Raw genomic sequence first — 11,999 nt, 5'->3', positions numbered from 1 at the left:
GCGTCCTCCTCGGACTCGTGCTGACCACTTGACGACGCACCATCGCGCCCTCACACTGATTGTGACACAAAAACTGTGTCACAATCTTGGAGGACGATCTCAATGAAGTTGTCGGACCGCCTGGTGGCCGAGAGCGGCACCCACTACCTACCGGGGATGCAGGCCCTCATCCGCTTCCCCCTGGAGCAGGCGAGGCGGGATCGCGCTGCGGGCCTGCGGATCGGCACCTTCATCTGCGGGTACCCCGGCTCCCCCATCGGCAGCCTCGACCTCAACCTCGAGCGCATCCCCGACCTGCTCGCCGAGCACGACACGACCTTCCTCCCGGCGGGGAACGAAGAGCTCGCGATGACCGCGCACATGGGGACGCAGATGCTCGACGACCACCCCCACACGGAGTGGGACGGCGTGACGAGCATCTGGTTCGGCAAGGGCCCCGGCGTCGACCGCAGCGGGGACGCACTCAAGCACGGGAACTTCGCCGGCACGTCCACGCACGGCGCGGTCGTCATCCTCTCCGGCGAGGACCACGAGGCGAAGTCCTCGACGATGCCCTTCCAGCAGGAGTACGCCTTCATGTCGGCCGGCGTGCCGGTCATCTACCCCTCGTCCGTTGCCGAGTTCCGCACCTTCGGCATGCACGCCGTGGCGATGTCCCGGTTCTCCGGCTGCTGGGTCTCGATGAAGCTCACGAGCGCGCTCTGCGACTCGGCCGCGACCGTGTCCTTCGACCCGCAGGACGCCCGTCCCGTCCTGCCCGACGTGAGCATCGAAGGGGCCCCCTTCGTCAAGCGGACCGACTTCTCCTTCTTCCCCGGCAAGAACATCGAGATGGAGCGCCACCTGTACCAGGAGCGTCACGTGGCCGTCCGGGAGTACGCCCGAGCCAACTCGCTCGACGAGGTCGTGGTCAGCGGCGATCAGGACACCATCGGGATCATCAGCGCGGGCAAGTCCTACACCGACCTGCGCCAGGCCCTCACCAATCTCGGTGTGACCGAGGCCGACCTCCGGACGGCCGGGGTCCGCATCCTCAAGCTCGGTCTGATCTACCCGATCGACTCAGAGGCGGTGCGCGACTTCGCCGACGACCTCGAGCGGGTCATCGTCCTCGAGGAGAAGCGAGACGTCATCGAGCAGCAGGTGCGCGCTGCCCTGCAGGTCCTCGGCCGCCCGATCGAGGTCACCGGCAAGACGGACCCGACCGGTCGACGCGTCTTCCCCGTCGAGGGCGGCATGGACGTCGACTTCGTCACCGACCGTCTGGGCGAGCTCCTCGGCGAGGACATCGGTGGCCTCCCCGAGGCACCCCGACTGCGCGTACTCGCCGAGATCGCCGACCGTGAGCACGTCGCGCACGAGGCACGCACTCCCAACTTCTGCTCCGGCTGCCCGCACAGCGCGTCGACGGTCCTGGCCCCGGGCCAGGAGGCATGGGGAGCGCCCGGGTGCAACTGCTTCAACACGGTGATCGAGCAGCCCGAGCGACACATCGACGTCATGACCCAGATGGGTGGCGAGGGTCTGCCCTGGGTCGGCCTGAGCCGGTACACGGACAAGAAGCACATGGTCCAGCACCTCGGCGACGGGGCGCTGTACCACTCGAGCTACCTCAACATCCGCTGGGCGGTCGCCACCCAGACCAACATCACCTACAAGATCCTCTACAACGGTGTGTTGGCCAACACCGGCGCCCAGAACCCCGTCGGCCAGCACGGACTCGCCGACCTGACCCGCGGGTTGGAGTCCGAGGGCGTCCAGCGGATCGTGATCCTCAGCAAGGAACCGCGCCAGTACTCGAGCCAGCCGATCGCCTCCGTCGTCGAGGTGCGCCACGCGGACAAGATGGTCGAGACCGCGGCAGAGCTCGAGAAGGTTCCCGGCTGCACGGTGATGGTCTACGACGAGTCCTGCGCCAACGAACGCCGGAGACTGCAGAAGCGGGGAAAGCTCGAGAAGCCCACCGAGTTCGTCGTCGTCAACGAGGAGGTCTGCGAGAACTGCGGTGACTGCGGACGCTCCAGCAACTGCATGTCCCTGCAGAAGACCCCCACGGAGTTCGGCCCGAAGACGCGCATCCACTCCTCCTCCTGCAACCAGGACTTCTCCTGCGTCAAGGGGGACTGCCCGGCCTTCGTCACCGTCCGCACCGAGGAAGGACGCGGCTACCGCACGCGCGACCCCCGCACCATCGAGATCGGCGACCTGCCCGAGCCGACGACCCGGACCCGGCTGCCGACCGACGAACCCTTCCACCTCTACATGCCGGGAGTCGGTGGCACCGGCGTCCTGACCCTCAACGGCGTCCTGTCCGTCGCTGCCATGCTCGACGGCCACGGCGTCCACTCCTTCGACCAGACGGGTGCTGCGCAGAAGTGGGGACCCGTCCTCTCCAGCCTCGCCATCGTGCCCGAGGGCGTCACGCACTGGACGAGCAAGACAGGTCAAGGTCAGGCCCACGCGTACCTCGCGCTCGACGAGGTCGGGGCTGCCGCAGTCACCAACCTGGAGCGGTGTCGCCCCGGCCGCACGTCCGCGGTCCTCAATTCCGACCTCTTCCCGACCGGGGAGCAGGTGCGCGACGTGTTCGCGACGGTTGACTCGGACGGTCTGCGCGCCAGCATCGCCGAGGTCACCGACGAGGTCGTGGAGGTGCGTGCGCGGTGGATCGCGGACGAGCTCTTCGCGGACTTCATGCTCACCAACATCATCGTCGTCGGTACCGCCTACCAGCACGGTCTCCTGCCGCTCTCCGCCCAGGCGATCGAAGAAGCGCTGCGCATCAACGGTGTTGCCGTCGAGCGCAACATCCAGGCCTTTCGGTACGGCCGTCTGTGGGCGATCGACCGTCAGCAGGTCATCGATGAGATCACCCCACCGCCGACGGACGCCGCCACGGAGCTCGCCCTGCGCAGGGAGCCGCTGTCGGCCGCGGCGCGAGGCGCCCTCGATCACCTCTGGGCCCGCACCGACGGCCTCGACGAGGACAGTCGGCGGCTCCTGGCCGTGCGACTGCCCGAGTTGCTCGACTACGCCGGCCACGCGGCGCCGGCCCACCAGTACCTGGGCAGGGTCATCGAGGTGGCCACGGTCGAGGACCGCGTCGCTCCCGGTCATCGCGAGCTGACCCATGCGGTCATCCGTCACCTCTTCAAGGTCATGGCGTACAAGGATGAGTACGAGGTCGCCCGGTTGCACCTCAAGCCCGGCTTCGCTGAGCACATCGCCGACACCTTCCAGGGCGATGTGGAGATCTCGTACAACCTCCAGCCCCCCCTGGCCCGAACCCTGGGAATGGGCAAGATCCAGCTGGGCTCCTGGTTCGACACCGGTTTCAGGGCCCTGCGCGCCGGACGACGGCTGCGGGAGACCCCCTTCGACCCCTTCGCGTGGCAGCCGTCCCGGGTCGAGGAGCGCCGGGTGCGCGACTGGTACCTCGACCTCGTCGAGGAGGTCATCGCCGCGGTCTCCCCGCTCAACCATGCCGTTGCCGTCCAGCTGGCCGAGCTGCCCGACGGCATCCGCGGCTATGAGCAGGTCAAGCACACAGGGGTGGTGGCCGCCCAAGAGCGTGCCGAGCGGTTGCGGGAGCAGTTGTCGCGGCCGCCCCTGACGCTGACCGTTGCCACCACGAGCGGATCAGGGGCCCCGCCGAGGCCCTGAGGACCTCGAGGACCCGCTGAGTTTCCGAACTCTCACCAATGACGATGGAGAAGAGCAATGACAATGTGGTGGATCCTGGCCGTGAGCCTGGTCGTGGGCTGGGGCCTGATCGTCGGCGGCCTGTACGCGACCTATGGACCGGATGACGTCGATGCCGCTCCGGAGGACCGGTCATGATCGAAGTGATCTTCTGGGTCCTCATCGCGCTGCTCGTCAGCATGCTCGTCACGCTGGGCATCACGGGCGCCAAGAGGTCGCACTCCCTCAGTGACCATCAGGTGCCCAAGGGCCTGAGCCACGTCTCCCTCGCCCTCTCGACCGCCTCGACCCAGGCGAGCCCCGCCACATTCCTCGGGGTGGCCGGCTTCGCCTTCGTCTCCGGCCTCTCCGGGCTGTGGTGGATCATCATCGTTCCGCTCGTCTTCACCGGCGGACTCATCCTCGTCGGCAAGGTCTTCCGCAGGGTCGGCATGAAGTTCGGCTCCCTGTCCCTGCCTGACTGGGTGGGGTCGCGCTACCAGAGCGACCTGCTCTGCGTTCTCGTCGCGGTGCTCTACCTCGCCAATGTCTTCTACATCGTCTCCCAGCTCTCCGGCGTCGGGCAGATCCTCAACCTCACCGGTGGGCTGGACTACTCGGTCGGGCTCGTCGCGGTCTCCGTCCTCGTCGCGATCTACACCCTGGTCGGTGGCAACTACGCCGTCGTCAAGACCGACGCGTGGCAGGCCTCGATCATGGTGGTCGCCAGCGGCGTCGTGATCGTCGGGAGTCTCTTCGTCTACAGCAACATCAGCGAGATCACCACCAATCTCGCGAACGAGAGCCCCAACCTCACAGCGGTCTTCAACGAGGACTCGCCGGTCTACAACGGCATCCTCGCTCTCGCGGGCATCGCGCTGTTCCAGGGGATGTTCGCCACGCAGCCGCACATCGCCAACCGCTTCCTGATGCTGGACAGCCCCCGACGGTTCCGTCCGTTCATCCTCATCAGCGGTGTGACCGTGCTCATCCTGTCGATGAGCGCCGTGACCGGGCTCGCGGCCCGGGCCCTGATCCCCGATCAGGTGGAGAGCCCGGACCAGGCACCCATCGTCCTCGTGAACACCCTGTTCCCGACGGTCTTCGCCGCGATCTTCGCCGTGGGGGTCATCGCCGCCGCGATCTCGACGGTCAACTCCGTCCTCTCCTCGATGGGCGCCTGCGTCGGCAACGACATCTACCGGCGCCTCGCCCTGAAGAAGGGCGATGTCTCCCCCGAGAGGCGAGCTCGTGTCGACCGTCGAGCGCTCCTGATCACCAGGGCCACCATCATGGTGTCGGCCATCGCCGCCCTCGCCCTGGCGTGGGAGCCGCCGAGGTTCCTCGCGGTCGTGGCCACGATCGGCCTCTACGGGTTCTTCGCCGGGGTCTCGGGTCCGCTGGTCCTCGGGATCTACTGGCGCGGAGCCACCACCCTGGGTGCGATCGTCACGGTCATCGTCGGCCCGATCGTCTTCTTCTGGCTGCACTTCATCCTCGAGGCCATCCCGAACATCTTCGTCAACGGCGGTGTCGGGATCGTCCTCAGCTTCGTCGTGATGTTCGTGGTCAGCCTGGTCACGCCGAAGCTTCCGACGGCCTTCGTCGACTCGGTCGTCGCCAGCCGGAGGCGGACGGTCGTCACAGCCAACGAGCCCGTCGGCCGCTAGGGAGCCAAGCCCGACCACGCCTCCTCGTCGCCGGGCGGGGCCCGATCCGCCGGATGCGGGCCCACCCCGGAGGTGGACTGAAAGGATGGACACGTGAGCAGCGAGTCGAGCCAGTCGAAGGTCGTGGCCGCCGTACGCGAGCTGCTTCTCCAGGGCGCCATCCGGCAGGGCGAACGGGTCACCGAGGAGTCCGTCGCCGCCAGCATGGGCGTCGGACGGCACACCGTGCGGGCGGCCTTCGCCGAGCTCGTCGGCCTGGGGCTGCTCGAGCACGTGCCCAACCGCGGAGCGCGCATCCCGGTCCTCGACGCCGAGCGGATCAACGACCTCTGGGACTACCGGCTCACGCTGGAGGCCGGAGCGATGCGGATCATCGTCGAGCGCGGGTACGACCTCGAGCCCCTTGCGCAACGCACCCAAAGCCTGCTGGACCTCCCGGCCGATGCACCTCCTGCCGAGGTCGCCTCGGTCCATCACCGCATCCACAGCACGATCATCGAGCTCTCCGGGGTGAAGCGACTGCAGGACGCCTACGAGCGGTGCGAGGCAGAACTGCTGTGGGTGGTGTCCACGGTGAACGACATCTACGACGCCCGGGTTCTCGGAGAGATGCATCGCGATCTGCTGGCTGGCGCCCGCGCCGGTGGGCGGGACTCCGTCGACGCGCTGGTGGCCGACATCGAGAACGGCCGCGCAGCGCTCCTTGACTCCATCTGGCGTAGCACCATGAGCCGCGCCCCCTTCGTCAGTGCGCTGGGTGCACACACCCTTCAGCAGTGACGACCGGGCGCGCCGACCGGGTGGTCAGCCACGCCCTCAACCGAGGTCCCAGGTCGCGATCTCCGCCACCGCCTCGAGCAGCCGCGGACCCATCGCGGCGATCTGGTCCTCGGTCAGGCGCTCGGTGGGCGCGGCGATGGCCAGTGCCGCCTTGGCAGACGAACCACCCCGGGCGGGGATCGCGGCCGCGACGCCGGAGACACTGGGACGCCACTCGCCCCGGTTGACGGAGTAGCCGCGCTCGCGAATCGCCTCGATCTCGGCCTCCAACGCCCGCCGTCCGACCACTGTCGCGTCGGTGTACCGCTCGAGGTTGCGATCAAGGTAGGCGGCGCGCTCGTCCGGCGCGAGATCGGCGAGCAGTGCCTTGCCCGACGAGGACGCGTGTAGGGCGACAGGGATGCCCAGCGGGTCGTAGACGCGGACCCCGTGCGTGGACTCCACCTTGTCGACGATGACGATGACGTCCCCGTGGCGCACGGTGAGGTGGACGTTCTCGTTGAACTCATCCCGGAGCGCACGCATGGCCCGACGGACGTTCTCGCTGCGCAGCTCTGGCCCTCCTTGCGCCGCAACGGCCAGGGCTCGAGTGGTCACCACCCAGCGCGTGGTCGTACTGCCCGGGTCCATCTCGATCCAGGCGGCCTCCGCCAGCGCACTCAGCGCCCGCTGGACGGTGCTCTTGGGGATCCCCAGCGACCGGGACAGGTCAGCGACCCCAGCCGGCTGCTCGGCCGCCACGCCCTCCAGGACTCGAATCGCGGTCGTGATCGCACTCATTCTTCATTCTCCCGTCGTCGCGCAAGGAATCTGTGGAACCCCCTTGACGCGGGCCGTGCCCGTCCTCCAGAGTGTTCCGTAATAGAGCACAGCGTGCCGTATTTTGGCACAACTCACAAGGAAGTGAGCACACATGTCCGACCTCACACTCCGCGGCCTGACCAAGCGGTTCGGCAATTCCGCAGCTGTCGACGACCTCCACCTGGACGTCGCCTCCGGGGAGGCCGTGGTCCTCCTCGGACCCAGCGGATGCGGCAAGACGACCACGCTGCGGATGATCGCCGGCTTCGAGCGGCCGTCCGCCGGCACCATCTCGATCGGGGACTCGGTCGTCGCCGGAGAAGGGACCTTTGTCCCCCCGGAGAAGCGCCGGGTCGGGATGGTCTTCCAGTCCTACGCCCTCTGGCCGCACATGACGGTGGCCGACAACGTCGCCTTCGGGCTGACGACGCGCCGTCCGCGACCGGGCAAGGACGAGCTCCGGGCCAAGGCCGAGGACGCGATGGAGATGGTCCAGCTTCCCGGTCTCGGTGCGCGCTACCCGCACGAGCTGTCCGGCGGTCAGCAGCAGCGGGTCTCACTGGCCCGGGCCCTCGTCACCCGCCCGGGCGTCCTCCTTCTCGATGAGCCCCTGTCCAACCTCGACTCACGGCTGCGCGAGGACATGCGGCGTCACATCCGCGGGCTGCAGCAGGAGCTCGGGATCACGATGGTGTACATCACCCACGACCGGACCGAGGCCCTCGGTCTCGCCGACCGCGTCGTGTCGCTTCGCGCTGGTCGGATCCAGCAGGTGGCACCCCCCGCGGACATCTACAGCCGTCCGACCAGCGGCTTCGTCGCCCGAGCACTCGGGCCGGCCAATCTCCTCCCCGGCGTGTGGGGCACCGATCGCACCACCTGCCGCCTGGTCACGGGTCAGACCATCGAGACCGCCCAGGTCGCGTCGGCGCGGTCCACCGACGAGCCCGTGATCTGCGTCCGCCCCCATGACATCGAGCTGGCGTCCGGCGACGAGACGAACGGGGCCATCACCGATGTCTCCTTCCTCGGCGACGAGACCCACTACCGGATCACGCTCGACGACTGGGACGGCGTCGTGGAGGCGCACGACCGGGGCTTCGACCGCTTCGAGGTCGGAGACCGGATCGCGGTACGCGCCAACACCCGCCGCCTGTCCTTCGTCGACGCCGCCTGAGCAGTACCTGTCACCCCACCAAGGAGCCCCTCATGAACTCGCTGACCCGACGCACCGCCACGACCGTCCTGAGCCTCGGACTGCTCGCCACGACCGCGTGCGCGCCCCCCGAGGCCGCAGACACGGAGCCACTGCCCGATGACCAGAGCGAGCTCGTCGAGCGCGCCAAGGAGGAGGGCGAAGTGACGCTCGGCGCCGGGGGCCACACGAAACCCCAGGCAGAGCTGCTGGCCAAGGAGTTCGAGAAGAAGTACGGCATCGAGGTCACCTTCATCCGGGAGAACTCGGGCCAGATCGCCCAGAAGATCGAGGCCCAGGGCGAGGGCAATCGCCCCTTCGACGTCGTCAGCCTCAACGACGGCGGCACCATGCAGCAGTGGGCGGACGATGATCTGCTCGCCGAGGCCCCGATCGAGAACGAGGACGACATCCTCGATCCGCTCCTGCCCGACGCCCAGTACACCCCCTTCACGTGGTACGCCCTCGGCTTCGCGTACAACACCAGCCGCACGACGGAGGCAGAGGTCCCCGGGAGTTGGCAGGAGCTGGCGTCGGCGAAGGGCCGCAAGGCCGTGGCCGACCCGTCGGCCTCGGGTGCGGCTCTGACCTTCGCCACCGGGATGCAGGAGATCGACGCGGACTTCTTGGACACGGTGGGCGGGCAGAAGCCGCTCGTCACCGACTCCGCCCTCGCCCTCAGCCAGATGCTGACCACGGGCGAGGCCAAGTGGGGCATCCCGGGGATCGAGTCCGACGTCATGACTGCGCGCAGCGCCGGTGAGCCGTTGGCGATGGCCTACCCCCAGGGGCAAATCGGGTCGATGCCTTCCTTCGTGGCTCCGCTGACGAAGGTGTCGAACCCCGCCTCGGCACGCCTGCTGGTGCAGTTCATGCTCTCGGACGAGTTCCAGGCCCAGCAGGTCGGGATCGGGTCGCGTTCCGTCCTCGATGGAGCGGACGTCCCTGAGGGGGGCCAGGAGATCGCCATCCCGGACATGCTCGTGCTGACCCCCAAGAGCCTCGAGGACTCCAAGGAAGAGGTCACCACGAGCTTCGATGAGGCCTTCGGACGATGAGTGCGCACTCCCAGCGGTCCCAGCGGCACGTCACGCTCGTCGGTCGGGTCACCCGAGCGCGCAGACGCCGTCAGTTCAGCGCCGTTCCGGCCGTGTGGGTCACCGCCGTGGCCTTCTTCGTCCTCGTCCCGCTCGCCGCAGTGGTCACGCGCAGCTTCCAGCACCGGGAGGACGGGTTCGGACTCGGCAACTACGCGGAGGTCCTCTCCCGACCGCAGATCTGGGAGGCCCTGCTCAACTCGCTGATCCTCGGCGTCGGATCGGCGGTCGGATCCCTGGCCATCGCCGTGCCCTATGCCTATCTGGTCAGCCGGACGGATCTGCCCATGCGGCGCTTCTTCCGCTCCACCGCGGTGCTCACCTTCGCCGCCCCGGGGTTCGTCGCGGCGATGGGCTGGATCCTCCTGCTCGGCCCCCAGAGCGGCCTCATCAACGCGCACGTCCTCGCTCCGCTGGGGATCCCCCGATTCAACATCTTCAGCCTGCCGGGCATCCTGCTGTGCCTCATCCTCTTCCTCTACCCGCTGATCTTCCTCCCGCTCGTCGAGGCCCTGGACACCATGGACTCCCGGTTGGAGGAGGCCGCCGAGTCCCTTGGTGCCTCACGGTTCAAGGTCTTCACCACCGTGACGCTTCCCCTGACCACGCCGGCGCTGTTCTCCGGCACCCTCCTCGTCTTCATCAGCGCCTTCACGATCTTCGGTCCCGTTGCGCTCCTGGGGAGCCCGGTCGGGATCGACTCGGTGCCGACGGCGATGTTCGGCCTGATGTCGTCGCCACCCCGGATCGAGTACGCGGCCGTGCTCGGTCTGCCGGTCGTCCTGGTCCTCGCGCTGCTGCTGTGGTTCCAGCACCGCATCAAGAGTCGTCGCCGGTTCACGACGGTCAGCGGCAAGCCCGGCAAGGCCCGACGGGTTGCACTGGGGCGGCTGCGCTGGCCCATGTGGTGCGCCGGGATGGCGATCTTCTTCCTCAGCATCCTGCTCCCCTTCGGAGTCCTCGTGCTCACGTCCTTCCGGCGGGCCGTCGGCGAGCCCCTGTCGTGGGACAACCTCGTCCTCTTCGACAACTACCGGGCGCTGCTCGAGCAGGACACGATCCTGGCCTCCTTCGTCAACAGCATCTGGATCGCGCTGGCAGCGAGCATCGGGGCCATGGTCCTGGCGTACCTGGCGGTGTGGTTGAAGACCCGAGCCGGATGGCGGGGCGCGTCGGTGGTCCAGCCGGTCATGCTCGCGCCGCTGGCCTTCCCCGGGGCGATCCTGGGCATCGCCATGCTCATCGCCTACAGCGGTGGACCGCTGTGGCTCGGAGGGACGCTGACGATCATGGTGGTCGCCTACATGATCCGGGTGATCCCGCAGTCCTTCTCCTACATCGACGCAGGCGTCGAGCAGATCAACAGCGAGACGGAGGAGGCGGCTCGAAACCTCGGCGCCGGGTGGCTCCAGACCGTGCGAAGGGTGTCGATCCCGTTGATCCGCGGACCCTTGCTCGCCGTCGGTCTCCTGAACTTCGTCATCCTCTTCCGTGAGCTGGACATCTCGATCTTCCTCTACACGGGAAACAACGGAGTGGCCCCGGTCATCCTCTACAACCTCGCTGCGGAATCGCAGTTTCAGGTGATGGGCGCCCTCGCGGTCGTCATCCTCGCCGTCAACCTCGGCGTGGTCATCACCGCCACGCGTCTCCTGAGAATCAAGATCGCGGGCTGAGCCCGCTCCGAAAGGACACCATGCACACCATCGAGTCTTTCGACTCCTACGTCCTGCGCATTCCCTTCACACCCAGCAGCGCCGACTACGACGGAGCCATGCACGAGCTCATGGTCGTCGAGGTTGCCGGCGGCGGTGAGACCGGTCTCGGCTACTGCTTCATCACCGACGTCGCCGGGGGTGCCTCGGTGAAGCGCCTCGTCGACGATCTCCTCGGACCGCGCCTCATCGGTCGTCCGGTGCGGGACGTCGAGCGGATCTTCACCGAGAGCCTCGCCCTGACCCACCGGATGGGAGAGGGCCACAACCGCTTCGCCATCGCGGCCATCGACATCGCCCTGTGGGACCTGCGCTCACGTCTCGACGGGCTGTCCCTGGCCAAGGCCCTGGGCCAGCTCGTGGACTCCGTCCCCGTCTACGGCTCGGGGAAGGCCGGCAACCGCCTGTCCACCGAGGACCTCGTCAGCCTGAGCTGCGGGTACGCAGAGGAGGGCCTGGCCGGCGTGAAGATCCGCGTGGGCCTGGAACCGGCAGAGGACCCTCGCCGCGTCGCAGCGGTCCGTGCCGCCGTCGGGGACGACCTGCTGATCATGTGCGACGCGAACGAGCGACTCGACCTCCCCGGCGCCCTCCACCTGGGTCAGCGCCTCGCGGAGTCGGACGTGTACTGGTTCGAGGAGCCGGTCGCCCGGCACGACCTGCGAGCCCACGAGCTCCTGGCCCAACGCCTGCCCATGGCCATCACCGGTGGGGAGCACCACTGCAGCGCCCACGAGTTCGTCCCCTACGTCGACTCCGCATTCCAGATCATCCAGCCCAATGCCTGCATGGTCGGTGGCATCACCGAGATCATGCGCATCGCGCGACTGGCCGAGCTGCACGGCCTCGGTTTCGCCCCGCACCTCATGACCGAACTCCATGTGCACGTCGCCGCCGCGACCACCAGCACCTCCTACCTCGAGTACTTCCCCTTCCTCGAGCCCTTCATCACGCAGCCGCTCAAGCTCGACTCCGGTCGGGCCGTCGTGCCGCAGGGTCCGGGACACGGCATCCGGTTCACCCCGGATGCCCTGGAGCGGTGGCGTACCCACTGACGAGG

At 68.0% G+C, this 11,999-nt stretch carries 8 protein-coding genes; 7 read left to right on the top strand and 1 reads right to left on the bottom strand.

Annotated features, from left to right (window positions below; genetic code table 11):
• The first annotated feature begins 102 nt into the window (after positions 1-102).
• The 3 genes from ACR9E9_RS05200 to ACR9E9_RS05190 all read left to right on the top strand — a co-directional run bounded on the left by ACR9E9_RS05200 (position 103) and on the right by ACR9E9_RS05190 (position 6,131).
• Entirely contained in the window at positions 103-3,663 is a 3,561-nt protein-coding gene (locus ACR9E9_RS05200; protein WP_435202369.1) for an indolepyruvate ferredoxin oxidoreductase family protein, read from the top strand.
• Between the two features lie 173 nt (positions 3,664-3,836).
• Positions 3,837-5,351 (top strand): sodium:solute symporter family protein, encoded by a 1,515-nt coding sequence (locus ACR9E9_RS05195; RefSeq protein WP_435202367.1) that lies wholly within the window; start codon positions 3,837-3,839, stop codon positions 5,349-5,351.
• Positions 5,352-5,444: 93 nt separating this feature from the next.
• On the top strand, positions 5,445-6,131 hold the full coding sequence (locus tag ACR9E9_RS05190) for a GntR family transcriptional regulator (RefSeq protein WP_435202365.1): 687 nt from the start codon (positions 5,445-5,447) through the stop codon (positions 6,129-6,131).
• 36 nt (positions 6,132-6,167) lie between these two features.
• Here the strand turns inward: ACR9E9_RS05190 and ACR9E9_RS05185 are convergent, their stop codons facing one another.
• The gene (locus tag ACR9E9_RS05185; protein WP_435202363.1) at positions 6,168-6,911 is read right to left on the bottom strand and encodes an IclR family transcriptional regulator; all 744 of its coding nucleotides are present in this window, start codon (positions 6,909-6,911) and stop codon (positions 6,168-6,170) included.
• Between the two features lie 133 nt (positions 6,912-7,044).
• On the opposite strand from ACR9E9_RS05185, the gene ACR9E9_RS05180 reads away from it, so the two are divergent.
• The 4 genes from ACR9E9_RS05180 to ACR9E9_RS05165 are packed head-to-tail and all read left to right on the top strand — an operon-like array spanning position 7,045 to position 11,994.
• Positions 7,045-8,109 carry an ABC transporter ATP-binding protein gene (locus tag ACR9E9_RS05180; protein WP_435202361.1) on the top strand — a complete coding sequence of 355 codons (1,065 nt, stop codon included), beginning with the start codon at positions 7,045-7,047 and terminating at the stop codon, positions 8,107-8,109.
• Between the two features lie 32 nt (positions 8,110-8,141).
• Positions 8,142-9,185: an ABC transporter substrate-binding protein gene (locus ACR9E9_RS05175; RefSeq protein WP_435202359.1), complete on the top strand. Its 1,044-nt coding sequence runs from the start codon at positions 8,142-8,144 to the stop codon at positions 9,183-9,185.
• Positions 9,182-10,900 (top strand): ABC transporter permease, encoded by a 1,719-nt coding sequence (locus tag ACR9E9_RS05170; RefSeq protein WP_435202357.1) that lies wholly within the window; start codon positions 9,182-9,184, stop codon positions 10,898-10,900. The genes ACR9E9_RS05175 and ACR9E9_RS05170 overlap by 4 nt, the downstream gene beginning before the upstream one ends.
• A gap of 20 nt (positions 10,901-10,920) precedes the next feature.
• A complete protein-coding gene (locus tag ACR9E9_RS05165; RefSeq protein WP_435202355.1) occupies positions 10,921-11,994 on the top strand; it encodes a mandelate racemase/muconate lactonizing enzyme family protein in 1,074 nt (357 codons plus the stop codon).
• Positions 11,995-11,999: the final 5 nt, after the last annotated feature.

The sequence above is a fragment of the Janibacter sp. GS2 genome (genome assembly GCF_051200835.1).
Classification (GTDB): domain Bacteria; phylum Actinomycetota; class Actinomycetes; order Actinomycetales; family Dermatophilaceae; genus Janibacter.
This window is presented reverse-complemented; position numbering and strand designations above follow the sequence as displayed.

Bases quoted from the DNA above. Each gene is read 5' to 3' on its own strand.
- ACR9E9_RS05165 (WP_435202355.1), top strand. From the start codon at position 10,921: ATGCACACCATCGAGTCTTTCGACTCCTACGTCCTGCGCATTCCCTTC.
- ACR9E9_RS05180 (WP_435202361.1), top strand. From the start codon at position 7,045: ATGTCCGACCTCACACTCCGCGGCCTGACCAAGCGGTTCGGCAATTCC.
- ACR9E9_RS05170 (WP_435202357.1), top strand. From the start codon at position 9,182: ATGAGTGCGCACTCCCAGCGGTCCCAGCGGCACGTCACGCTCGTCGGT.
- ACR9E9_RS05200 (WP_435202369.1), top strand. From the start codon at position 103: ATGAAGTTGTCGGACCGCCTGGTGGCCGAGAGCGGCACCCACTACCTA.
- ACR9E9_RS05175 (WP_435202359.1), top strand. From the start codon at position 8,142: ATGAACTCGCTGACCCGACGCACCGCCACGACCGTCCTGAGCCTCGGA.
- ACR9E9_RS05185 (WP_435202363.1), bottom strand. From the start codon at position 6,911: ATGAGTGCGATCACGACCGCGATTCGAGTCCTGGAGGGCGTGGCGGCC.
- ACR9E9_RS05195 (WP_435202367.1), top strand. From the start codon at position 3,837: ATGATCGAAGTGATCTTCTGGGTCCTCATCGCGCTGCTCGTCAGCATG.